The sequence below is a fragment of the Thermus antranikianii DSM 12462 genome, assembly GCF_000423905.1.
Lineage (GTDB): Bacteria > Deinococcota > Deinococci > Deinococcales > Thermaceae > Thermus > Thermus antranikianii.
In genome coordinates this window covers 1-23,028 of record NZ_AUIW01000016.1, presented here as the reverse complement: position 1 = coordinate 23,028, position 23,028 = coordinate 1, and the positions used below count along the sequence as shown (strand labels likewise).

Below are 23,028 nucleotides of genomic sequence, written 5' to 3'. Positions count from 1 at the left end.
AATGGGGCAGGCTGCTTCCCAGGGCGAACGCTTGGAGGATGCCTTCATGCGGACCTTGGGCCTCGAGGTTCGGCACCTGGCCCCGGGGGAGGCGGTGGTGGCCGGGGTGGTGGGGGAGGCGCACTTAAACCTCCACGGCACCGCGCATGGAGGATTTCTCTACGCCTTGGCGGATAGCGCCTTCGCCCTGGCCTCCAACTCCCGGGGGCCCGCCGTGGCCCTATCCTGCCGCATGGATTACTTCCGTCCCCTTTCCGCCGGGGCGCGGGTGGAGGCGAGAGCCCAGGAGGTCAACCTCTCCCGGCGCACCGCCACCTACCGGGTGGAGGTGGTGTCCGAGGGGAAACTGGTGGCCTTATTCACGGGAACGGTGTTTCGCCTGGAGGGAAATGCCTTTCCCGGTTCAGGGGAAGGGCTACCTTCCGGGCAGAACGCTTGGCGCAAGGAGGAGGTGGAGGGATGATGTACCAACCGGAATTGGAAACCCTACCCAGGGAAAAGCTGAGGGCCTTGCAGGAGGAAAGGCTTAGGGCCATCGTGGCCTACGTGTACGAGAGGGTGCCCTTCTACCGGCGGCTTCTGGACGAGGCAGGGGTGGACCCGAAGGGAGTGCGGACCCTCGAGGACCTCCCTAAGCTCCCCTTTACCAAAAAGGACCACCTCAGGGAACACTACCCCTTTGGCCTCTTTGCCGTGCCCCGGGAAAGGCTGGCGCGCATCCACGCCAGCAGCGGCACCACCGGCAAGCCCACCGTGGTGGGCTATACCAAAAACGACCTCCAGGTCTTTGCGGAGGTGGTGGCCCGTTCCCTGGCCGCGGCGGGGGCTAAGCCGGGGATGATGCTCCACAACGCGTATGGTTACGGGCTTTTCACCGGGGGCTTGGGTCTGCACGGGGGGGCGGAGGCCTTGGGAATGACGGTGGTCCCCGTTTCCGGCGGCATGACGGAGCGCCAGCTCATGCTCATTCAGGACTTCCGCCCGGAGGTGATCTCCTGCACCCCCTCCTATGCCCAGACCCTGGCGGAGGAGTTCAGGAAGCGGGGGGTTTCCCCGGAGGAGCTTTCCCTGGAATACGCCGTGTTGGGCGCTGAGCCCTGGACCGAGACCATCAGGAAGCAGGTGGACGAGGGGCTTGGGGTGAGGAGCACCAACATCTACGGGCTTTCCGAGATCATCGGTCCCGGGGTTGCCAACGAGTGCGTGGAGGAACGGCAGGGGAGCCACATCTGGGAGGACCACTTCCTGCCCGAGGTGGTGGACCCGGATAGCGGCGAGCCCCTTCCTGAGGGCAAGGTGGGGGTTCTGGTTTTCACCACCCTCACCAAGGAGGCCATGCCCCTCTTGCGGTACTGGACGGGGGATCTCACCTTTATTACCCATGAGCCCTGCTCCTGTGGCCGCACGCACGTGCGCATGGGGCCCATCCTGGGCCGCACCGACGACATGCTCATCATCCGCGGGGTCAACGTGTACCCAACCCAGGTGGAGGCGGTGCTTTCGGGCATACCCGAGGTGGAGCCCTACTACCAGATCGTGGTGCGGCGGGAGGGTACCCTGGACGAGGCCGAGCTCAAGGTGGAGGTTTCCGAAGCCTTCTTCCAGGAGATCGGGCGCAAAGCCCTTTCCGATGAGGTCATCGAGGCGGACCACCGCCTCCACGCCCTGAGGGAGAAGGTGGCCCACAAGATCAAGGACAGCATCGGGGTGAGCATGAAGGTGACCCTCCTGGCCCCAGGGGAGGCCCCGAGGAGCGAGGGGGGGAAGCTGAGGCGGGTTCTGGACCTGCGCAAGAAGTAGCCATGCGTCCCATTCCCCCTGGCTTCCAGGCGGTTTTTGAGACCGTGGTCACCCCCGAGATGACCGTGAACTTCGAGGAGCTCGGCCCGGTCCATCCCGTTTATGCCACCTACTGGATGGCCAAGCACATGGAGCTGGCTGGACGCAAGATCATCCTCCCCTTCCTGGAGGAGGGGGAGGAGGGAATCGGCAGCTATGTGGAGGTGCGCCACCTGGCCTCGGCGCTTCCGGGAATGCGGGTGAGGATCGTCGCTCGCCACGAGCGTACGGAGGGGAACCGGGTTTACGCCAGCATGGAGGCCTACAACGAGCTTGGGGACCTGATTGGCCGGGGGCGCACGGAACAGGTGATCCTCCCCAAGGAGAAGGTGGAGGCCCTCTTCGCCCGGCTGCGGGAGAGGTGGGAGGCTAGGGGAAGGGTCTAGCTGCCTAGATCTGGTCCAAGAGGTCCCCGGGATACCCCCGGGATGCCCCGAGCCCTTTCGGAGGGCTCGGGGTGTACCCTGGAAATAGGGGTTCAGATGAGGTTGGCAGGCAAGGTGATGGTGGTCACCGGGGCGGGAAGTGGCTTAGGGCAGGCGCTCACCCTGGAGCTGCTATACCGGGGTGCCCGGGTGGCGGCGGTGGACCTAAGGCGGGAGGGCCTCGAGGCCACCAGGGAGCAGGCAGGGGCCAAAGCGGCCAGTTTAAGCCTTCACCAGCTGGATATCACCGATAGGGAACGGGTGGAAGCCCTTCCCCAGGAGGTGGTGGCCATACATGGAGCCGTGGATGGCCTCATCAACAATGCAGGCATCATCCAGCCTTTCAAGCGCTTGCAGGACCTGGACTACGCCACCATAGAACGGGTGATGCGGGTAAACTTCTACGGTACCCTCTACATGATAAAGGCCTTTTTACCCCTGCTTTTGGCCCGGCCTGAGGCCCATCTGGTCAACGTGTCCAGCATGGGGGGATTTCTGCCCGTACCGGGGCAGACGGTCTATGGAGCCTCTAAGGCTGCCCTCAAGCTGCTCACCGAGGGGCTTTGGGCGGAGCTCCAAGGTACCCCCGTGCGGGTTACCCTGGTTTTGCCGGGGGCCATGCGCACGGCTATTGCCGAGCACTCGGGGGTTGAGGCACCGAGGGTGGGTGGGGAAGCCAGGATCCCTATCCTGGAGCCAGCGAAGGCGGCGAAGATGCTACTGGATGGAGTGGAGCGGGATGCCTTCCGCATACTCCTGGGCCAGGATGCCAGGAGCATGGATGTGCTTTACCGGATCAGCCCCCTTTGGGCTACCCGGGTGATCCAAAAACGCATGCGCCACCTGCTCTCCTAAAGCTTCAGGGGTCTGCCTGCAATAAGCAAGTAGACCTCCTGGGCCGCCTTCGCCAGAAGGGCGTTCACCTCTCCCAAGAGGTCCCGGTAGCGCCGGGCCAGGGGGTTTGCGGGAACGATCCCCATCCCCACCTCGTTGGAGATGGCGATGACCCGCTTGCCGCTGGAGGAAACCGCTTCCAGGAACTGCCGGGCTTCCGCGAGAGGATCGCGGTCCCTCTCCAGAAGGTTGGAAACCCAAAGGGTGACGCAGTCCACCACCACCGTGGGGTAACGGGCCCTCTTAAGGGCTTCCACCAGGTCCAAAGGTTCTTCCAGGGTTTCCCAGGTGGGGGGACGTTCCGCCTGGTGGCGGGCGATCCTCTCCGCCATCTCCCCATCCCGGGCCTCCGCGGTGGCGATGAGGGTGGCCCAGGGGCCGGCAAGCCTTTGGGCGTGGCGGCTTTTCCCGCTTTTGGCCCCGCCCAGGAGGAGGATGAGGCCGGGGGGAGGTGGGGGGTCAAGGGATTCCTCTTTCCCCCTGGGCGCTGGGGAAGGGTTTGGCCTAAGCCCTAGGTGGCGGTGGAGGTGCTCGAGGTCCAGGTGCTCCTCTAAGGCGTCGGCCAGCTGGTCCAGGACTGCCTCCAGGGCCTTGGCCTCCTGGCCGAAGAGGGCCCGCTGCACCCCAGGATTTTCCAAAAGGCCGTGAAGCCAGGTGGCGAGAAGGGGCCCCTCCTGGTGCACCAAGGGGATCCCCTGGCCGTGGTGGATCTCGTAACCCTGGGCCCTCAGGCCGTTCAACCTGGCCCAGAAGCCGGAAAGCCCCCGGAAGACCACCCCGGCCGGGCGTACCGTTTTCTCCCTGAGCATCCGCACCTGGAAGGGAAGGAGGCCTAGGCCTGGGAAAACCCCCTTGACCTCCACCCCCTCCTCGTCAAGGATGGCCTGGGCCAGCATCTCCGCTCCCCCGCAGATGGCCAGCACAGGTTTTCCCGCCTCGAGGTGGGCCCGCAGGAGGGGTAGGAAACCCTGGAGCCAGGCCAGGTCCCTGGCGGGCAGGCGGCTTCCCGGCAGGATTAGGAGCTCGGCTCCCTGGGCCTCCTCGGGGGTACGGGCGTACACAGGCTGGGCCAGTTCCGAAAGGGGCCAGAACTCGTCCAGGTTGGAGGCATGGGGGTAGCGGAGGATGGCCACCTTTGGGCCCAGGCTCTTTCTCGGGTGGTGGCGGAATCCATCCTCCTCGGGCAACTCCAGGGGAAGCATGGGCAGGGTGCCTAGGACCGGGATTCCCGTCCAGCCCTCCAGGAGGCGGTAGGCGGGTTCCAGCAAGCGGATGTCCCCCCGGAACTTGTTGAGGACGAAGCCAAGGAGCCTCTCCCGGTGCTCCCCCAGCAGGGCCCAGGTGCCGTAGAGGGCGGCCAGGGACCCTCCCTGGTCCACGTCGGCCACCAGGAGGGCCTGGGCCCCCGCCCACTCCGCCACCTGAAGGTTGGGGAGGTCCGGCCAAAGGTTCCGCTCCACTGGGCTTCCTGCCCCCTCCAGGACCAGGAGGTCGAACTCCTTTCCTAAGGCCTCCAGGGCTTCCCGTACGGGAGCCTCCAGATGGGGTCTTCGCTCCTTCCAGGAAAGCCGGGAAAGAAGGGGGTCCACCCGGCCCAGGACCACCACCTGGCTTCCCTCGAGGCCCATGGGCTTGATGAGGATGGGATTCATGCGAGGATCGGGTTCGGTCCCTGCCGCCACCGCCTGGAGCCACTGGGCGCTGGCCATCTCCCCGCCCGCCACCACCCGGGAGTGGTTGGACATGTTCTGGGCCTTAAAGGGAGCTGCCCGGAGGCCCAGGCGCCGGAAGTGCCTGAGGAGCCCAGCGGTGATGAGGCTTTTTCCCACCCCGCTTCCCGTTCCCCAGATGATGAGCGCCTTAGCCTTCACCCTGAACCTCCGAAACCGGTGCGAAGGAGGTCTTGGTCAACGTGCAAGCCTTCTCTGTTCCCTCCCAGCCATTCTGGGCCTTCAGGCTTGGCCCAGTGGGCCGAGGTGTCCTAGGCGAGGGGAACCAGGGCCATGTTTTAAGCCATCCCTTTTCCACACTCATCAGGGTTCAATCCTCCATCAGGCCCTCGCGGCCAGGGTCTCGGCGAGGGCTGCCAGGAGGGCCTCTATGGCCTCCTCCTTCTGTGCAGAAAGCCTTAGCCACTCGGGCAGGTCAAAGCTGGTGGCGTCCCTTACCCGTATGCCCTTTTCCCTTAGCCTCCTGGCCACTTCCGTGGCCTGCCCCACCCGCACCAGGAGGAAGTTGGCCGGGCTTTCCCGCACCGGTAGGCCTAGCTCCCGTAGGCCCTGGGCTAGGAGACGGCGCAGGCGGATGAGTTCCTTTTTGCTCTCCTCCAACCACCCCTGGGCCTCTGGGTCCAGGTGGCCTAAGAGGAGGGCCTCCCCGTAGACGGAAACCGGCCAGGAAGGGGCCAGATGGCGGAAGGGAGTGAGGTCTATGGGGGCCAAAAGGTACCCGGCCCGTATCCCAGTGAGGCCATGAGCCTTGTTGGGGCTGTACAGGCGCCAAGCTCCTTGGGGCAGGGGAAAGGGCTTTTCCATAAGGGGGTAGTAGGCCAAATCCAACACCAAGGCCCCCCCGGCCCGTTGTGCGGCCTCCTCCAGGAAGGGGTACACCTCCCCCGTGGGGTTGTTGGGCACGCAGAGGAAGGCCAAGGAGCTTCGGGGTAGAAGCCTCAGGAACTCCTCCGGGCTTCCCGCTTCAAAAAGGGGCAGATCCAGGGCCCGCGCAGCCCTGGCGTACTCGCTGAAGGTGGGCTTAAGGAGGAGGATGGGGCCCCTGAGGGGGTTCCAGCGGGCCAGGCGGTGGATGAGTTCGCTGGTGCCCGTGCCCACGGCCACATGGCTTTCCGGAACCCCGTGGGCCTCGGCCAAAAGGCGGTGGGTTCTATGGTAGAGGGGGTCCGGGTAGCGGCTTGGATCGGCCTGCCTGAGGTACTCCAGGATCACCGGGTTGGGCCCTAGGGCGTTGGCGTTGGTGGAGAAGTCGTAGAGGGGCTCAGGACCCCCATCGGGCCCACCGTGGATGGGCCTCAGCGCATCGTCCAGCATGGCTACATGCTACGCTCCTTTTGCTCCTCCGGAGTGTGGCCTGGCCCTTAACCCCTGGCCCGCACCAGCCAGGCGGAAAGGCCCATGAGGCCTGTGAGGAGCAAGAGGGTGGCGGCGAAGGCCAGGCGGTGGTTGGGAAGGACGGCGTAGAAGAAGGCTAGGGAACCCCCGGCCAGGGCGCTTCCCAGGGCTTGGCCCAGGGCCCGGGCCACGGACAGGGCACCCGAGGCCAGCCCCTCGAGGCCCCCAGGTGCCAGGGAGAGCACCAGGGCGTTGTTGGCCGCTTGAAAAAGGGCCCGTCCTATCCCCAGGAGGAGGAGCCCCAGGGCCGAGCCCCAGAGGGGGTGCCAAAGGGCCAAGAGGGCGAAGCCCACGCCCGCGGCCACCAGGAGGTAGGCCCCAAGGAGGGCCATGCGGTTATACCCCAGGCGGTCCGCGGTGCGGCCGGCCCAGGCACCCAGGAGGAGAAGTTGCAAGGGATTGAGGAGGAGAAGGGTGCCGATGGCGCTGGGGGAGAACCCCTCTGCCCCCAGGTGGAAGGCCAAGGCCACGGTGGTGCCCAGGGTGTGGAGGAAGTACAAGGAGGTGGCCGCGAGGGCCTGAAGGAACCCAGAGGCCTTGAGCAAGCGCCTTAGAGAGCCTTCCTGCCTGGGAAGTTCCGGAAGATTGCCCGAGAGGAAGAGGGCCAGAAGCCCCACGGGAAGGGGGAGGAGAAAGACATAGGAAAGGCCCCAGGTGGCGGCCAAGCCCCCAAGGGCAGGGCCCAAGAGGGTGCCGGTGGCCACGGTGCTGGCCACCATGCCCATGGCGTAACCCCGGGCCTGGGGAAAGGCGCTGGTGGCCAGGCCGGGCACCAGGCCCACCACCATGGCGGTGGCCACTCCCTGGGCCAGGCGGAGGAGGATGAGGTAGGGAAGGCTCGAGGCCAGGGCTAGGGCCAAGGCCAAGGCGGCGTGCAGGATCAGGCCCAGGCGGAAAAGCCGCGCGGCACCCAGGTGGCGGGCCAGCCAGGCCACGGGCAAATAGGCCAAGGCCGCTCCCAAAAGCCCAGCGGAAACCGCCTGCTGGGCGGTATCCGGACCTACCCCGTAGATCCGGGACAGGAGGGGGAGGGCGGGGGCCAGGCTGCTTTCGCTCACCGTTCCGAGGAGTACGCCGAAGAGGAGGGCCACGAGCCTCGAGTCCACGGGAAAAGCCTACCCATAACCGGGCCAGGGTGGGTAGGGCACGAAGCGGTGTAGACCTCCGGGCCTTACACCTTTCCACGTTTCCATGCCCCGGGGGAAACTAGGGGCGTGGGTACGCGCACGCAGGTGTATCTCCTTTCCGAAGCCCGGGGCCTTTCCCGGGACCTCTTGGGTGGCAAGGGGTTTGGGCTGGTGGAGATGGCCCAGGCGGGGCTTCCCGTCCCCCCGGCCCTCATTATCACCACGGAGGCTTGCCGCCGCTTCCTCAAGGAGGGGGCGGTGCCGGGCCTGTGGGAGGAGGTCCGGGCCAAGCTGGCGGCCCTCGAGGGCCTAGTAGGCAAGCGCTTCGGCAAAGGGGAGGGGAGCACCCCTCCCCTTTTGGTTTCTGTGCGGAGCGGGGCCCCGGTGTCCATGCCCGGGATGATGGACACCATCCTCAACCTGGGCCTCTCCTTGGAAGGAGTAGAAAGCCTGGCCCGGGCTACGGGGAATCCCCGCTTCGCTTGGGATGCCTTCAGAAGGCTCCTTTCCATGTACGGGGAGGTGGTCTTGGGGGAGAGGGCGGAGGTCTTTGAGGGCATGCTCTCTGCCTTGAAGGAGAAGCGGGGTGTGCAAAGCGACACGGAGCTTTCCCCCGAGGACCTCGAGGCGCTTTCCTTCCAATACCTGCGCCACCTGCAAGAGCGGGGTACGCCCTTCCCCATGGACCCCTGGCTTCAGCTGCAAGGGGCCATCGAGGCGGTCTTCCGCAGCTGGCTGAATCCCCGGGCCAAAACCTACCGCCGCATCTACGGCATTCCGGAGGACCTGGGCACGGCGGTGGTGGTCCAGGCCATGGTCTACGGGAACCTCGGGGAGGACTCGGGGACCGGGGTAGGCTTTACCCGTAACCCCGCCACCGGGGAGAAGGGCCTCTACGGGGAATATCTCCGGAACGCCCAGGGTGAGGATGTGGTGGCGGGTATCCGCACCCCCGAGCCCCTTTCCCGCCTCAAGGAGTACGCCCCCGAGCTCTATAGGGAGATCGAGCGGGTGGCCCACCTCTTGGAGCGCCACTTCCGCGACATGCAGGATTTTGAGTTCACCGTGGAACGGGGGAGGCTCTACCTGCTCCAAACCCGCTCCGGCAAGCGCACGGCCCAGGCCGCGGTGCGCATCGCCGTGGAGATGGCGGAGGAGGGCCTGATCAGCAAGGAGGAGGCCGTGCTCCGGGTGGAGGCCAACGCCCTGCCCGGCCTCCTCAAGCCCACCGTGGACCGGGAGAAGGCTCCCAAGCCCATTCTGCGGGGCCTTCCCGCAAGCCCAGGGGCGGCGTTCGGCCATGCGGTCTTCAGCAACGAGGCGGCGGAGCGCTACGCCGCTCAAGGGCTTCCCACCATCCTGGTGCGCCCGGAAACCACCCCCGAGGACATCACCGGCATGTACCTTTCCAAGGGAATCCTCACCGCCCGGGGGGGCTTGACCTCCCATGCGGCGGTGGTGGCCCGGGGCCTGGGGGTGCCGGCGGTGGTGGGGGCGGAAGCCTTGAGGGTGGTTCCCGAGGAAGGTCGGGCCTGGGTGGACGGCCTGGAGATCCGGGAGGGGGAGCTGCTTACCCTGGACGGGAGCACCGGGGAGGTTTACCTGGGAGCGGTGCCCCTGGCTGAAGCGGCCGAGGAGGAGCTTTTGCATAAGCTTCTTTCCTGGGCGGAGCCTCACCGTTCCCTGGGGGTCAGGGCCAACGCCGATACCCCCCTGGATGCCCAAAGGGCCCGGGCTTTCGGCGCCGAGGGGATCGGGCTTTGCCGTACCGAGCACATGTTTTTCCAGGAGGAACGCCTGCCTTGGGTTCGGCGATTGATCCTGGCCCGCACCCCGGAGGAGGAAGCCGAGGCCTTGGAGCGGCTTTTCGTCTTCCAAAAGGAGGACTTCAAGGGCATCCTCAAGGCCATGGATGGCCTCCCGGTGACCGTACGCCTCCTGGATCCTCCCCTCCACGAGTTCCTGCCCTCCCTCGAGGAACTGAAGGCGCAGGCGGAGGCCGGGGACGAGGAGGCCAAGGCCCTTTGGGAGCGGGCCAAGGCCCTGGCGGAGCAGAACCCCATGCTGGGCTTTCGGGGCATCCGGCTTTTGCTCCTCAGGCCGGGCATCTTCCGCATGCAGCTCCGGGCCCTCCTGGAGGCGGCCAAGGAGCTAAGGGAAGAGGGTTTTGATCCCCGCCCGGAGGTCATGGTTCCCCTGGTGGCGGATCCCAAGGAGGTGGAAAGGGCCAAGGCCCTGGCGGAGGAGCTTTTCCGGGAGTACGGCCCCATCCCCTTCGGCACCATGATCGAGACTCCAAGGGCGGCCCTCCTGGCTTCGGAGATCGCTCCCTTGGTGGACTTTTTCAGCTTTGGCACCAACGACCTCACCCAGATGGCCTTTGGTCTTTCCCGGGACGATGCCGGGAAGTTCCTGCCCCAGTACGTGGAGGAAGGGCTTTTCCCCTTCGACCCCACGGAGCGCCTGGACGAGAAGGGGGTGGGAAGGCTTCTTCGGCTTGCGGTGCAGGAAGGGAAGCGGGCTAACCCCAGGCTTAAGGTAGGGCTTTGCGGGGAACATGGGGGCGAGGCCCGCAGCGTGGCCTTTGTGGCCGACCTCCTGGATTACACCTCGGCGAGCCCCTTCAGGGTGCTTATCGCCCGGCTTGCCGCAGCCCAGGCGGGGCTTCGGGCCTCGAGGTACGCTGGCACCTGACCGAAACCTGAAGGAAGCCCAGGGGGGCTTACCCCCCTGGGCTTGGCTCTTTAACCCAGGGAGTTTTCAGGGATCAGCGGTGATCTCGGCGATGCGTTTTTGGTACCAGAGGGCGCTTCGCTTGGGTATGCGACGCTGGCTTGGGTAGTCCACATAGAAAAGGCCAAAGCGTTGCGTGTAGCCTTGAGCCCATTCAAAATTGTCGAGAAGGCTCCAGACAAAGTACCCACGGATATCCCCACCTTCCCTTCTAGCCTTCAAGGTGGCCTCGAGGTGGGCTTGAAGGTAGGCAACCCGTTCGGGATCTTCCACCACCTCTTCTCCCCGCCAGCGGTCAGGGTAGGCGGCGCCGTTTTCGGTAACGTAAAGGGGCCAGGGGGTCGTTTGCGAAAGGCGCCGTAAGAGCAGGTATAAACCCTCGGGGTACACCTCCCAACCCATGCTGGTGGTGGCTTCCTTGGGGGGAAGATAGCGCACAGGGTATAGCCCCTCGCCTGGGGCCACCCTGGCCCGGGTGTAGTAGTTCACCCCGAGGAAGTCGATGGGTGCCGCAATGATTTCCATGTCACCCGGCTGGATAGGCATCGGATGCTCCGCCAAGAAGATCCCCTGGGGGTAGCCGAGGCCCAGGAGTGGATCCAGGAAAAAGCGATTATGGTAAGCGTCCGCCCGTGCCACGGCTTCCCTGTCCTCTCCTTCTATATGGGTAAAGTTAAGGACGATGCCCACCTGCCTTGCCCCAGATGCGCGGAGGGCCTTCACGGCGAGGCCATGCGCTAGGAGCAGGTGGTGGGCGCTTCGAAGGGCTGCCTCGAGGTTGCGGAGACCTGGAGCGTGTTCTCCGGTAAAGTGCCCCAGGAAAGCGCTGCACCAGGGTTCGTTCAAGGTGGCAAAGAAAGGGACCCTGTCTCCCAGGCTTCTTGCGACGAGCTCCGCATACTGGGCGAAGGCGTAAGCGGTTTCCCGGCTTCGCCACCCTCCCCGTTGCTCAAGGGCCAGGGGCAGATCCCAGTGGTACAAGGTGATAAAAGGGGTAATCCCAGCTTCCAAGAGCCCATCCACCAGCCGGTCGTAGAAGGCAAGGCCCTTGGGGTTCACTCGCCCCTTCCCTTCCGGGAGAACCCTCGGCCAGGCTATCGAGAAGCGGTAGGCCCCTATACCCAGTTCCTTCATTAGGGCAAGGTCCTCCCGCCAGCGGCGGTAGTGGTCACAAGCGGGTTCGCCCGTACTGCCGTCACGAATGGTACCCTTTCGCTGGGCAAAGGCGTCCCATATGGAGGGCCCACGCCCATCCTCTTTGGTGCTGCCCTCGATCTGGTACGCGCTGGTGGCCACGCCAAACAAGAAGGAGTTCGCGTTCACGGTCAACCTCCTTTTAGTTTGAGGTGAGCAGGAAGCCCTTCCCCGCCTGGGACCTGGGCACGGGGTGGGGTTGGGTTTGGGGAGGGAGGGTTGGACCCAGGTTCCAGCCGGGGATTTCCGGTTGGAAGGGAGGCTGGGCGCGGCGAGGGTAGGGGTGCGCAGGGGCTTTCCTCATCCTTTCACCGCCCCAGCGGTTAGCCCTTGGATCAGCCACCGCTGCACCAAGAAGAAGAGAACGAGCACGGGGAGCGTGGCCACTGTGGCAGCGGCCATGACCAGGTCGTAACGGTTTTGGTAGTTGCCCACGAAGTTACGAATGCCCACGGGGATGGTGGCGGTGGCCTCGTTGGTGAGGATTTGCGCGAAGAGAAGCTCATCCCAAGCGGTGAGGAAGATGTAAACTGCGGTGGCAGCGATTCCGGGGAGGGCCAGGGGAAGGATGACTTGGCGGAAGGCCTGAAAGGGGGTAGCCCCGTCCACCAGGGCCGCTTCTTCCAGTTCCTTGGGAATGGAAGCGAAGAACCCCCTCAAGATCCAGATGCTAATGGGAACAAAGAAGGCGGTGTAGGTCAGGATAAGACCCGGGTAGGTGCCGACTAAGCGGATCTCGAGGCCAAGGGCCTGCCGGACCCAGTTTTGAAAGGCAATGTACATGATGTAGATGGGAATGAGGAAGAGAATGCCCGGGATGACCTGGGTGAGGAGAACGCTTCCCCCGAAGAGTTCCGCTCCGGGGAAGCGAAAGCGAGCCAGGGCATAGCCCGCCAGGGTAGCTATCCCCAAGGCGAAGAGGGTGGTGAGCGAGCAGACGAGGAGGGAGTTTTTCAGGTAATGAAAGAAGGGCAGAACCCTCCAGATGTCCAAGTAGTTCTCCCATCGGGGTGTTTTGGGTAGGAGGCTTCCTGTGGCGGCCTCCAGCTGGGTCATTAGGGAGGTATTGACCATCCAGGCGATAGGGAAAAGCTGCAGCGTGAGGATCAGGACGAGCACCACCCATGCGCCGTAGGTTACCCACCGTTCCTCGCGCATGTTCACCTCGCTCTCAGGTCCTCGTGGAAAGCGCGATACCACAATAGGATGAGGGCCAAGGTAAGGAGCATATAAAGGGTGCTGGCCGCTGCGCCCAGTCCGAAGTTCCACATGCCGAAGGTGTTGCGAAAGAGGTTGGTCATAAGAAGGTCCCCCCATTCCCCGGGGTAGCCAGCCCCGTGGCCGAACATCATGTAGACGATGTTGAAACTGTAGAGGGTGCCCAGGAGCCCGTAGAGGAGGAGGATGGCCGTTACAGGGCGAAGGTAGGGCCAGGTGATAAAGCGGAACCGCTGCCAGGGAGTGGCCCCGTCTACCCGGGCTGCTTCGTAAAGCTCCTGAGGAATGCTCTGGAGGGCCGCGAGGTAGGTGACCATTACGAAGGGCCAGCTCCGCCAGACGGTGGGCAGAACGATGGCGACGAAGGTCAGGGGTCCGATGAGCCAATGGGGTTTTTCCGGTAGGAGACGAAGGATTTCCACCAGGAGGGTGTTGATGACGCCGTTCTTAAGCCACATGAAGCCCCACAACAATCCCACCACATAGCTGGGCACTACCCAGGGGAGGAGGAAAAGGGTGCGGAGTAGACCCCGCACCACCAGGGGGCGGTTGAGCACGTGGGCCATGAGGAGGCCAAGGGATAAGGTCAAGGTGTTTACGGCCAATGCGTAAAGGAGGGTGGTGCGTACCGCGTGGACGAAGCCGGTACGGAAGGTGGAGCTTGGGTCGAAGAGAATCTCCTGGAAATTGGCGAACCCTACAAAAGGGGCGGAGAGGTAGAGGCGCAGGGTTTCCAGGCGGAGGTCCAGGAAACCCATATAGATGCCTTGAAGCATGGGCCCGTAGTGGACGAGGAGCATGCCCAGAATGGCAGGGGCGACGAAAAGGTAGGCTAGACCGTGTTTCTTCCAAAGGTGAGCCATGGTCTAGGGGATAAGGGAAGGGGGCTTTGCCCCCTTCCCTTTGCTACCTCAGGGCCCCGTTGATGGCGTTGGAGGCCTTGTCCATGAGGTCCTTAAGCCCTTCCTGGGTGAGCTTCTTCTGGGCCACCAGGTCCCAGGCCATGCCCAGGTGCTGGACGGCCAGGTTCTCAACCCCGCCCCACCCCGCCAGGCTCGGGTAGGTGCGCCCGAACTGGGCGGCCTGGATAAAGGTGCGCATTAGGGGGTTACCCTGGATTTCCGGAGCGTTCCAAGCGGCCCGCAAAGCAGGCAACATTCCGGTAGCCCTAGCGTAGGCCAGTTGGGCCTCGAGGCTACCCAGGTACTTCAGAAGCTCCTTGGCCAGAGGCTTGTTCTTGGAAAAGGTGAAGATGGCCAGATTGGAGCCTCCAAAGAAGGTGTAACGCCCCTTTGGACCCGGAGGGTAGGGGGCTACGCCGAGGTTCTTGGCGGCCGGCCGTTCCGCGAACCCTCCCTTGGCCTCGGGTACCTGAGCCCGTTGGATCATCCAAGGACCGCTGGCGAAGGTGGCGCATCGGCCTGCTTGGAAGTCGGCCTCAATCTGGGCGGTGTTCTTTTCCAGGCTTTCCGCGGGGATGAGGCCCTTCTGCGCTAGGGAGAGGAAGAAGTAAAGGCCTTGCAGGCTCTCCGGGGTGTTCAAGGCGCTTTGCCACCGTCCAGCCACCTGTCTGACGATATCTCCACCGGCGCCCCATATCCAGGGAGCAGCGTTATGGAGCACATCCCAGGAGTTCTTTCCCGCGGTGCAAAAGGGGAAAAGGCGCTGCTTGGTTTCGGGGTCGGTGAAGGAGGAGCGGGCCAGGCGCTCCAAACCCGCCTCGAAGTTTTGCCAGCTGGAGAACATCTGGGCGGGATTGATTCCGGCGGATCGCAGGGCGTCGGTGCGATAGTAAAAGGCCCTGAGCTCGGAAAACCACGGCATGGCGGTGGCCTGGCGGGATCCGGCCAGGCGGGTGGTGTTCCAGACAGCGGGGAGATAGGCTTGTTGACCGCCAAGAGCTTGGAGCACATCGTCCAGAGGCTCTAGAACACCCATGGCGCTTATAGCTCCCACCCATGTGGTGCCCAGTTGTGTGATGTCGGGGCCTACCCCGCTCGTGGCGGCGGCGGTGATCCTGGTCCAGGCCACGCCCCAGTCCAGTACCGTAACCTTAACCTCCACGTTGTTGGCCCGCTCAAATGGCGCTACCAAGGCCTTGAAGTCCTCTGCCGGTTGGCCTGAGTTGGGCATGATCCATACCTCGAGGGTCTTTTGTCCAAAGCTAACGGACAGGAGGAAGAGAAGGGTTGAAAGCGCTTTCTTAAGCATACGCAAACCTCCTCTTTCGCTTGCCTCAAGGGCGGCTGAAGTCCTAGTTGCCTTTGGGCCCTACGGAAACCCGCTTTCCTTTTTCAGCTCAGGTTCCCACCTCCTTTACCGAAGCCCGCTCCACGAGGTCCAAGGCGATGAAAGGGAATTGGGGCTCCTTTCCTTCAAGAAGGTTTTTTAGGGCTTCTATAAGGGCATGGCCCACCTCCCCTGCGGGCTGGCGGACAGTGGTAAGGGGGGGAATGTGATAAGCCGCCAAGGGAATGTCGTCGAAGCCCACAAGGGAGATGTCCTCGGGTACGCGCACGCCCTGTTCAAAGAGGTAGAGCCTGGCCCCAAAGGCGGTTTGGTCGTTTGCGGCAAAGATAGCCGTGGTGTCGGGGTAGCGGCTTAAAAGCTCCTGGGTGGCCCTGTATCCGCCGTCTTCCTGAAGGTTGCCGTAGACCACCCGAACCTCGAGGCCGGCTTCCCGCATGGCCTTGCGGTAGCCAAGAAGCCGCTCGCGAATGTCCATGCCTCCCCGGTGGCTGGAAATGTGGGCAATCTTCCGGTGCCCCTTGTCGAGGAGGTAGCGGGTGGCACGGTAGGCCGCTTGGCGATTGTCCAGCACTAAGGACCATACCCTGGGTCCCTCCAGGGGTTGTCCGAAGGCCAGTACGGGCATATCCAAGTTCTTGAGGGCCGAGCTTTCCAAAGAAGTTCCCAAAAGTAGGAGGGCTTCCACCCGGTGCCCTTTGAGGAAGTCCAGGGCCTCGAGTTCCCGCACCAGGCTCCAATGGCCGGGTACGGCGATGGGACGGAAAGGGGTGGACTCCAGCTCCAGGGTGATGGCCTCGAGGATGGGCCCGTAAAAGGCGCTGGAGAAGTCGGGTAGGATGATTCCCACCGCGTAGGAGCGGCCCTTGGCTAGGCTCTGGGCCTGGGGGCTTGGAGTGTAGCCTAGCGCCTCCACGGCCTCGAGGACGGCCCGGACCTTATCCCGGGAAACCCTTGCTGTGCCGTTCAGCACCCTGGAAACGGTGGCCGGCGAGACCCCAGCGCGGCGGGCGACCTCCTCAATGGTTGGGCGACTGCGCACCATGGTGTCTTGTCCGTCACTATACCATGGGGTGAAAGCGCTTGCAAGAGGGGGCCTCTGACCCTTTTGGCGTTACGGGTTATCCTCCCCAAACCGCCATGCGCCGGAAGCGATTGTTTCCCAAAAAGCGTTTCCATTCCCGAAAAGTGGGAAGGCTAGTTTTCTCTGCCAATGGGAAGATTCCGCTTAGCAGCGCCCTGTTTGAAGCAAGTTTTGGGCCGCGCGCTGCCAGCTTGACATGGGGCGGGGTGGGTGATAGCCTATGCCTAAAGACGTCAGGAGGCTAACTACGCCCGTATATGATGGATCCCGCTGCCATCGCCCTTAGGGATTTACAGGCTCTCGGTTTCAGCCAGTATGAAGCCAGGGCTTATCTGGCCCTGTTGCGTGGGGGTAGGCAGAAGGGATATGAGGTGGCCAAGGCAAGCGGCGTGCCCCGCTCGATGGTCTATCAGGCCCTGGAGCGCCTCGTGACAAGGGGAGCTGCATACCGGATCGAGGATAAGGAGGGCGTTTTCTACGGAGCCGTTCCGCCGGAAGAGCTACTTTCCCGCCTACAGCGGGATGTGATGGGCAAGCTTTCCCGTGCTAAGGAGAGCTTGTCCCGGCTGACTCCAGAGCGGCCTGCAGAGGCCATCTGGCGGGTTCGCGGGCCAGATAGGACCCTGACCGAGGCCCTGTCCTTGGTGGAGCAGGCCCAGGGGGCCCTTACCCTGTCCTTGTGGCAGGAGCAGTTGGATGCTCTTCACGACGCCTTGTTGAACGCTCGAGAGCGAGGTGTGCGGATCCGCCTCGTGCTTTTTGGGGATCGGGCTGATCCCAGACTGGGAAAGGTTTACTACCATCACTTCGTCGATCCCAAAGTAGTGGAAGGCAGGCTTCGTGCCCGACTTTTCGTGGTTGTTCGGGATCATCAAGAAGTGGTGGTGGGCAACCTCAGTAGCCAGGGAGATAGCTGGGCCGTTCGTACGCGGGATCCTGCCCTTGTGCTCGTGGCGGAGGAATATGTGCGCCACGATGTGGTTCTGGCGGAGATGACCCTTGCGTACGGGGTGGACAAGCTCACCGCCCTGTGGACGGGACGGGAGGATCTCAGGCAAATGGTGACGGGGGAGGAGGTTCATGGGGCTCCTTGACCTCTACCGGCTCATGTACCGGATCCGCCGCTTCGAGGAGCGGGTGGAGCGCCTCTTTCTTGCGGGAAAGATCCCTGGCTTTGTCCACCTCTATATCGGGCAGGAAGCCGTGGCGGCAGGAGTCTTGGCCCACTACCGTCCGGGGGACTACCTCACCAGCACGCACCGGGGTCACGGCCACGCCCTGGCGGTGGGGGTCGAACCGAGGGCCATGATGGCGGAGCTCTTCGGCCGTAAGACGGGGATCTGCCGGGGAAAGGGGGGGAGCATGCACCTCTTTGACGCCGACCGGGGGATGCTGGGGGCCAACGGCATCGTGGCTGGCGGTATCCCCATCGCCGTGGGTGCCGGGCTGGGGCTCCGGGTTTTGGGGCGGGAGGGGGTGGTCTTCTGCTTCTTCGGGGATGGGGCCTTGGGCCGCGGGGTGCTCCACGAGGGGCTGAACCTGGCGGCCCTGTGGAGGCTTCCCGTGCTCTTTGTTCTGGAAAACAACCGGTATGCTTCCACCACCGGTTTTGAGGAGAGCCATGCTTTCCGTGTTCCCGCCCTGGTCGCCGCCTATGGGGTGCCGTATCTGGAAGCGGATGGTACCGACGTGGAGGAGGTCTATGGGGCTACGGCCGAACTCCTCTCCGGCATTCGCATGGGCCGGGGGCCAGCCTTCCTGGAGGTGCACACCTATCGTTTTAAGGGGCATTATGTGGGTGATCCCGAGCGGTACCGGAGCCGCCAGGAGGTGGAGGAAGCCCGAAGGAGGGATCCCTTGGCCATCGCCCGGGGTAAGCTCCTGGCCTCAGGCGTTGCCCAGAAAGAACTCGAGGACCTGGAAAGGGAAGAGGAGGAGCTTCTGGAGGAGGCGGTGGCCTTTGCGGAGCGCAGCTCGTGGCCAGATCCGGAGGAAGCCCTGACAGACCTATTCGCCGAGCCGGTGGGCGACTACCCGTGGGGGGAGGGATGAGGGAGATCACCTTTGCCGAGGCCACCCGGGAGGCCATGGAGGAGGAGATGGCCCGGGATCCTCGGGTCTTTCTTATGGGGGAAGACATCGCCAAGCAGGGGGGCATTTTCGGGCAGTTCAAAGGGTTGCCGGAGCGGTTCGGCCTGGAAAGGGTTCGGGATACCCCGATCAGCGAGCCCACCCTGGTGGGGGCGGCCTTGGGGGCGGCGCTGGTGGGTGCCCGTCCCGTCTTGGACATCCACTTCGCGGACTTCCTTCTTCTGGCCATGGATGAGCTGGCCAACCAGGCGGCCAGCATCCGCTACATGTCCGGGGGCAAGCTCCGGGTTCCCCTGGTGATCCGGGCCCCGGATGGGGCCATCCGTTCCGCTGGCGCCCATCATTCCAAGAGCCTCGAGACCCTTTTCCTCCACCTGCCGGGCTTCAAGGTGGTGGCCCCCGCTACCCCCAAGGATGCCAAGGGTCTATTAAAAAGCGCTATTCGGTCTGAGGACCCCGTGCTCTATCTTGAGCACAAGGCCCTTTATCCGCGAAAAGGGCCTGTCCCCGAGGAGGAGTACTTGGTCCCCTTGGGCCGGGCGGAGGTGGTGCGTCCGGGGACGGACCTCACCCTCATCAGCTACTCCCTGACCCTGCACAAGGCTCTGGAAGCTGCCGAACTCCTGGCCGGGGAGGGCGTGCAGGCGGAGGTGGTGGACCTTAAGACCCTCTATCCCCTGGACTGGGATACCCTGCTGGCCTCCGTGGAAAGGACGGGCAGGGCGGTGGTGGCCCACGAGGGGTGGCGCTTCCTGGGTCCGGGTACCGAGATCGCCGCCACCTTGGAGGAGAGGCTTTGGGGAAAGCTCAAGGCCCCCGTGGCGCGGGTGGGGGCGGCCCATGTGCCCATTCCCTTTAGCCCTCCGTTGGAGCGCCGGGTTCTTCCCCAGGTGGAGGACATCCTCAAAGCGGCAAAGGAGGTGTTGGCGTGGCGCTAAAACCCATCCTGATGCCCCAGCTCGGCCTCACCATGCAGGAGGGAACCTTCCAGGGTTTCCTCAAGGAGGTGGGTGAGCGGTTTCGCCGTGGGGAACCCCTCTTTCAGGTGGAAAGCGACAAGGCCTTGGTGGAGGTGGAGGCCGAGGCGGATGGCGTCTTGAGGGAGGCCTTGGCGGAGGTAGGCAGAACCTACCCCGTGGGCGCAATTCTGGGGTACTACGAGGAGGTGTGAGATGAAGAGGATCTTGGCCGGCATCCTGGTGCTCTTGGGACTCGCTCTCGCCCAGTTCAAGAGCGAGTACAAGCTCTCCGTGGTGGTGGCTCCCAACACCGCCTGGGGCATGGGGGCCCAGAGGTTCGCCGATCTGGTCAAGGAGAAGACGGGGGGCCGGGTCAACATCAAGGTCTACTTCTCGGGCCAGCTCTTTGCCGGACAGCAGACCAACGAGTTCCAGCTTTTGCGCACTGGCGTGGCCGATTTCGCCATCGGCTCCACCATCAACTGGTCTCCCCAGGTGAAGGAGCTGAACCTCTTCAACCTGCCCTTTTTCTTCCCCAGCTATAGGGAGCTGGATGCGGTGGAGGAGGGTCAAGCAGGTAAGGCCATTTTCCAACGGCTAAGGCAGTTGGGGGTGGAACCCTTAGCCTGGGGAGAAAACGGGTATCGCCAGCTCACCAATTCCAAGCGGCCCGTCCGCACCCCGGAGGACCTCCAGGGGCTGAAGATCCGGGTGGTGGGGGCCCCCATCTTCATCGATACCTTCCGTGCCCTTGGGGCTAACCCCACCTCCATGAGCTGGGCGGAGGTGCTGACCGCCCTGCAACAGGGGGTCATCGAGGGCCAGGAGAACCCCATCGTGGGGGTGATCATTCCCTATAAGCTCTGGGAGCTTGGACAGCGTTACCTCACGGTGTGGAACTACGTGATCGATCCCCTGATCTTCGCCGCCAGCGCCCAGACCTGGCGCACCTTCCCCAGCGATGTGCAGAAGGCCATCCAGGAGGCTGCCCTCGAGGCGGCCCGTTACCAGAAGGCCCTGGCCCGCGCGGGAATGGACGACGGCACCGCCCTCCGCTACCTTTCCTCCCAGGGGGTGAAGGTGGAGATCGCCGATCCGCTGGCCTATCTCCGGTCCCACGGCGTGCAGGTCACGGTCCTGACGCCCCTGGAGATCGGCCGCTTCCGGGAGCGGGTGTCGGGTGTGGTCCAGCGGTGGATGGGGGAGATTGGGGGGACCCTGATCGTCCAGGCGGAGGCGGACAAGAAGCGGGCCAAGTGATGCTGCGCAAGGTAGAGGAAACCCTCTTAGCCCTGCTCCTGGGCGGCATGGTCACCTTGGCCTTCGCCAACGTGCTTACCCGCTACTTCCTGCGCTATCCCCTGGCCTTCACGGAGGAACTCCTGGTGAACGCCTTTGTCTGGGCCACCCTGCTGGGCGTAGCCATCGGTTTGCGCGAGGGCCAGGAGGGTGCCCACATCCGCTTTGTGGCCCTGACTGAGGTTCTTCCAGGGCCCTGGCGCCGGGGTTTTGTTGCCCTGGGCTTTGCGGTGTTTGGCTTCCTCTTCCTGCTCTTGGCCCTACTGGCCTGGAGGCAGGCCCAGGACGACCTCTTCCTCAGGACCACCTCCCCCTCCCTGGGCCTGCCCAATGCGGTCTACACCCTGCCCACCCCCTTCCTGGCCCTCTGGGTGGCCTTTCGCGCCTTAGAAGGGGTGTGGCGGAGCCTTCGGGGGTAGGCGGATGGGGCTTGGGGTCCTCCTCATAGGGCTCTTCCTTGCCCTCCTCCTGTTGCGCGTTCCCGTGGCCGCTGCTTTGGGGGCCAGCGCTGTTTGCGTGATCGCTGCCGGGGGGCTTGGGCTTCAGGTGGTTTCCTTCAACTTCCAGGCGGGCATTGCCAAGTTTCCCCTACTGGCCATCCCCTTCTTCATCCTGGCTGGGGCGGTGATGGACCGGGCCGGCATCGCCGAGAGGATCGTGCGCCTTCTGCTGGCCCTCATGGGGGGATGGCGGGCGGGGGCGGCGATAACCACGGTTCTGGCCGGGATGTTCTGGGGTGCCGTGTCCGGTTCGGGCCCCGCCACCGTGGCCGCTTTGGGAGGGATTCTCATCCCCATGATGGTGCGCCAAGGGTATGCCCCGGGGTTCGCCGCTGGCTTGGTGGCCGCCTCGGCGGAGCTCTCCATCATCATCCCTCCTTCCATCGCCCTGATCGTCTACGCTACCCTGGCCAGCACCTCGGTGGCCCAGCAGTTTTGGGCGGGGATCCTTCCGGGAATCCTCATAGGGGGGCTCCTGGGCCTGGCTGCGGTTCTGGTGGTCCGGGCCCGGGGCTGGGGGGAAGCGGTGGAGGTGGGGGTGCCCCGGTTCCACCTCTTCCTCGAGGCGGTGCCCGGGCTCCTGACCCCACTGGTCATCCTGGGGGGCATCTACGGCGGGGTCTTCACCCCCACGGAGGCGGCCGCCGTGGGGGTGTTTTGGGGGCTATTTGTGGGCTTCTTCGTCTACCGGACCCTGCGCCCCGCCCATCTCGTTCCTCTCCTGGTGGAGGCGGGAGTATCCAGCGCTGTGGTCATGGCCATCGTGGCCTGGGCGGGGATCTTCGCCTGGGCTGCGGACACCGTGGGCCTGGTGGGAAGGGCTTCCCAGGTCCTTCTGGAGTGGTCTGGAAATCCCCTGGTCCTGATGCTCGTCCTCAACCTCTTCTGGTTGGTGCTGGGGATGCTTTTGGATGCTGTGAGCATCTACTACCTGACCCTGCCCATCCTGCTTCCGGTTATGCTCCACATGGGTTGGGATCCGGTGTGGATGGGCATCGTCATGACCGTAAACATGGCCATCGGGCAGATCACCCCACCGGTGGCGGTGAACCTCTTCGTGAGCGCCCGGATTAGCGGATTGCCCATCGAGAAGATCTGGCGGGAGATCTGGCCTTTCGTCCTGGCCTCGGCGGTGGGCCTCCTCCTGCTGGCCTACTGGCCCTTCTTGCGGCGCGTCCTATGGGGCGGTTAGCCTTCCGGCTACTGCCTTATGCCCTGGGCTATGCCCTTTCGTACCTACTGCGTTCTGCCAATGCTGTTTTGGCGGGCCCATTGGCTGGGGACCTCGGGCTCTCCCCGGCAGCTCTAGGAAGTCTAACGGCCTCCTTTTACCTGGCCTTTGCCCTGGCCCAACTTCCCTTGGGTTGGCTCTTGGACAGGTACGGTCCACGCAGGGTGCTTTTCCCCCTCCTGTTTGTTGCGGGTCTTGGTTCCCTTCTCTTTGCCCTGGGCCTAGGGTTTGCCCTTCTGCTGATTGGACGCGCCCTCATGGGGGCCGGTGTGGCCTTGGCGTTGGTGGGTGCCGTGAGGGCTTACCAGTTGCACATTCCCGCTCATATGGGCGCTTTAAGCGGGTTTACCGTGGCCCTGGGAGGCTTGGGCGGGCTTCTGGCTACCTCGCCTATGGCTTACGTAACCGAAGGCGTGGGCTGGCAGGGAGCTTTTCTGCTGTTGGCCTTACTCGCCTTTGTCCTGGCCTTTGTGGGGCTATGCACGGTTCCCCGGGATCCACCGTCAGCGAAGAACCGGCCTGGCGTGGTTCCCGGGGGTGTCCTAAGGGGTTTTATCCCCCTATCCGTCGATAAGGAGGACTCTCCAGGAGTGGCTAGCTGGGGCTTGGTTTCCCTGAGCTTGGTGGCGTTTGCCTACATTGGTGGGTTCTTCGCCGTGCAGAGCCTATGGGCGGGGGCCTATGCCTACGAGGTAGGCCTGGATGCTCGCCTGGTAGGATTGTGGCTCCTGATTCTCAACGCCGCATCCGTTGTTGGAGGGGTGTTGGCTGGTATACTGGCTGGCCATTGCGGTACAAAATGTTCTTTGCTTCTTGGTATCGCCTTCTTCACAGCCGGTCTCTTCCGGTCGTGTAAGGATTTATGTGTAAGGGTCCGTGTTTAATAGGGGGGCACACCTTAGCACGAGGAGGTGCCCCGTGGACCAGGATACCTTGCGAATCTTGCTGAGGGAAGCGGTGCGGGAGAGGTGGCCGAGGTTTTGCAGACGGTTCTGGAGTTGGACCGGACGGCCTTCTTGCAGGTGCACGGAGGCCGCAGGAACGGCTACTACCCCCGCAAGC

At 64.0% G+C, this 23,028-nt stretch carries 21 protein-coding genes and 1 pseudogene; 14 read left to right on the top strand and 8 right to left on the bottom strand.

Translation table 11 applies throughout. The annotated features are described in order from the left end of the window. The first annotated feature begins 1 nt into the window (after position 1). The 4 genes from paaI (at position 2) to G584_RS0109795 (ending at position 3,119) form a co-directional block, all read left to right on the top strand. Positions 2-463, top strand: a complete 462-nt coding sequence (gene paaI, locus G584_RS0109810) for a hydroxyphenylacetyl-CoA thioesterase PaaI (protein WP_028494472.1) — start codon at positions 2-4, stop codon at positions 461-463. After that, the gene (locus tag G584_RS0109805) at positions 463-1,800 is read left to right on the top strand and encodes a phenylacetate--CoA ligase family protein (protein WP_028494471.1); all 1,338 of its coding nucleotides are present in this window, start codon (positions 463-465) and stop codon (positions 1,798-1,800) included. Before paaI ends, G584_RS0109805 begins: the two co-directional genes overlap by 1 nt. A 2-nt stretch (positions 1,801-1,802) precedes the next feature. Then, a complete protein-coding gene (locus G584_RS0109800) occupies positions 1,803-2,225 on the top strand; it encodes a thioesterase family protein (RefSeq protein ID WP_028494470.1) in 423 nt (140 codons plus the stop codon). 96 nt (positions 2,226-2,321) lie between these two features. Beyond that, positions 2,322-3,119, top strand: coding sequence for an SDR family NAD(P)-dependent oxidoreductase (locus G584_RS0109795; RefSeq protein ID WP_028494469.1), 798 nt, complete (start codon positions 2,322-2,324; stop codon positions 3,117-3,119). Here the strand turns inward: G584_RS0109795 and G584_RS0109790 are convergent. The 3 genes from G584_RS0109790 to G584_RS0109780 form a co-directional block, all read right to left on the bottom strand. Further along, positions 3,116-5,029, bottom strand: a complete 1,914-nt coding sequence (locus G584_RS0109790) for a cobyric acid synthase (RefSeq protein WP_028494468.1) — start codon at positions 5,027-5,029, stop codon at positions 3,116-3,118. The two genes, G584_RS0109795 and G584_RS0109790, sit on opposite strands and share 4 nt — an antisense overlap. 180 nt (positions 5,030-5,209) lie before the next feature. Then, a complete protein-coding gene (locus G584_RS0109785; protein WP_028494467.1) occupies positions 5,210-6,202 on the bottom strand; it encodes a pyridoxal phosphate-dependent aminotransferase in 993 nt (330 codons plus the stop codon). A 47-nt stretch (positions 6,203-6,249) separates the two neighbouring features. Further along, positions 6,250-7,389, bottom strand: a complete 1,140-nt coding sequence (locus tag G584_RS0109780) for an MFS transporter (protein WP_028494466.1) — start codon at positions 7,387-7,389, stop codon at positions 6,250-6,252. A gap of 108 nt (positions 7,390-7,497) precedes the next feature. Here G584_RS0109780 and ppdK point away from each other — a divergent pair, with 108 nt between their 5' ends. Beyond that, positions 7,498-10,104, top strand: a complete 2,607-nt coding sequence (gene ppdK, locus G584_RS0109775; protein ID WP_038051042.1) for a pyruvate, phosphate dikinase — start codon at positions 7,498-7,500, stop codon at positions 10,102-10,104. A 66-nt stretch (positions 10,105-10,170) separates the two neighbouring features. Here ppdK and G584_RS0109770 read toward each other — a convergent pair whose 3' ends face one another. The 5 genes from G584_RS0109770 to G584_RS0109745 all read right to left on the bottom strand — a co-directional run bounded on the left by G584_RS0109770 (position 10,171) and on the right by G584_RS0109745 (position 15,847). Further along, the gene (locus tag G584_RS0109770) at positions 10,171-11,466 is read right to left on the bottom strand and encodes a GH1 family beta-glucosidase (RefSeq protein ID WP_276324495.1); all 1,296 of its coding nucleotides are present in this window, start codon (positions 11,464-11,466) and stop codon (positions 10,171-10,173) included. 171 nt (positions 11,467-11,637) lie between these two features. Then, a complete protein-coding gene (locus G584_RS0109760; protein WP_028494463.1) occupies positions 11,638-12,495 on the bottom strand; it encodes a carbohydrate ABC transporter permease in 858 nt (285 codons plus the stop codon). A gap of 2 nt (positions 12,496-12,497) precedes the next feature. Beyond that, positions 12,498-13,418 carry a carbohydrate ABC transporter permease gene (locus G584_RS0109755; RefSeq protein ID WP_028494462.1) on the bottom strand — a complete coding sequence of 307 codons (921 nt, stop codon included), beginning with the start codon at positions 13,416-13,418 and terminating at the stop codon, positions 12,498-12,500. Between the two features lie 43 nt (positions 13,419-13,461). Next, complete coding sequence (locus tag G584_RS0109750; RefSeq protein ID WP_028494461.1) at positions 13,462-14,766, bottom strand: sugar ABC transporter substrate-binding protein; 1,305 nt, start codon at positions 14,764-14,766, stop codon at positions 13,462-13,464. An 88-nt stretch (positions 14,767-14,854) separates the two neighbouring features. After that, positions 14,855-15,847 carry a LacI family DNA-binding transcriptional regulator gene (locus G584_RS0109745; RefSeq protein WP_028494460.1) on the bottom strand — a complete coding sequence of 331 codons (993 nt, stop codon included), beginning with the start codon at positions 15,845-15,847 and terminating at the stop codon, positions 14,855-14,857. A gap of 296 nt (positions 15,848-16,143) precedes the next feature. Between G584_RS0109745 and G584_RS0109740 the strand changes: the two genes are divergently transcribed. The 9 genes and pseudogenes from G584_RS0109740 to G584_RS12545 all read left to right on the top strand — a co-directional run. Further along, positions 16,144-16,980 (top strand): TrmB family transcriptional regulator, encoded by an 837-nt coding sequence (locus tag G584_RS0109740; protein ID WP_051209244.1) that lies wholly within the window; start codon positions 16,144-16,146, stop codon positions 16,978-16,980. After that, a complete protein-coding gene (locus G584_RS0109735) occupies positions 16,967-17,938 on the top strand; it encodes a thiamine pyrophosphate-dependent dehydrogenase E1 component subunit alpha (RefSeq protein ID WP_028494458.1) in 972 nt (323 codons plus the stop codon). The genes G584_RS0109740 and G584_RS0109735 overlap by 14 nt, the downstream gene beginning before the upstream one ends. After that, a complete protein-coding gene (locus G584_RS0109730; protein WP_028494457.1) occupies positions 17,935-18,915 on the top strand; it encodes an alpha-ketoacid dehydrogenase subunit beta in 981 nt (326 codons plus the stop codon). The genes G584_RS0109735 and G584_RS0109730 overlap by 4 nt, the downstream gene beginning before the upstream one ends. Further along, positions 18,906-19,148, top strand: coding sequence for a lipoyl domain-containing protein (locus tag G584_RS0109725; RefSeq protein ID WP_028494456.1), 243 nt, complete (start codon positions 18,906-18,908; stop codon positions 19,146-19,148). The genes G584_RS0109730 and G584_RS0109725 overlap by 10 nt, the downstream gene beginning before the upstream one ends. A gap of 1 nt (position 19,149) precedes the next feature. Then, entirely contained in the window at positions 19,150-20,196 is a 1,047-nt protein-coding gene (locus tag G584_RS0109720) for a DctP family TRAP transporter solute-binding subunit (protein ID WP_028494455.1), read from the top strand. Then, positions 20,196-20,654 (top strand): TRAP transporter small permease, encoded by a 459-nt coding sequence (locus G584_RS0109715; protein ID WP_028494454.1) that lies wholly within the window; start codon positions 20,196-20,198, stop codon positions 20,652-20,654. Before G584_RS0109720 ends, G584_RS0109715 begins: the two co-directional genes overlap by 1 nt. A gap of 4 nt (positions 20,655-20,658) precedes the next feature. Next, positions 20,659-21,927: a TRAP transporter large permease gene (locus G584_RS0109710; RefSeq protein ID WP_028494453.1), complete on the top strand. Its 1,269-nt coding sequence runs from the start codon at positions 20,659-20,661 to the stop codon at positions 21,925-21,927. Beyond that, entirely contained in the window at positions 21,915-22,850 is a 936-nt protein-coding gene (locus G584_RS12145) for an MFS transporter (RefSeq protein ID WP_051209241.1), read from the top strand. Before G584_RS0109710 ends, G584_RS12145 begins: the two co-directional genes overlap by 13 nt. After that, positions 22,843-23,028, top strand: a pseudogene (locus tag G584_RS12545) (IS256 family transposase); the annotation flags it as partial. The gene G584_RS12145 and the pseudogene G584_RS12545, both read left to right, overlap by 8 nt.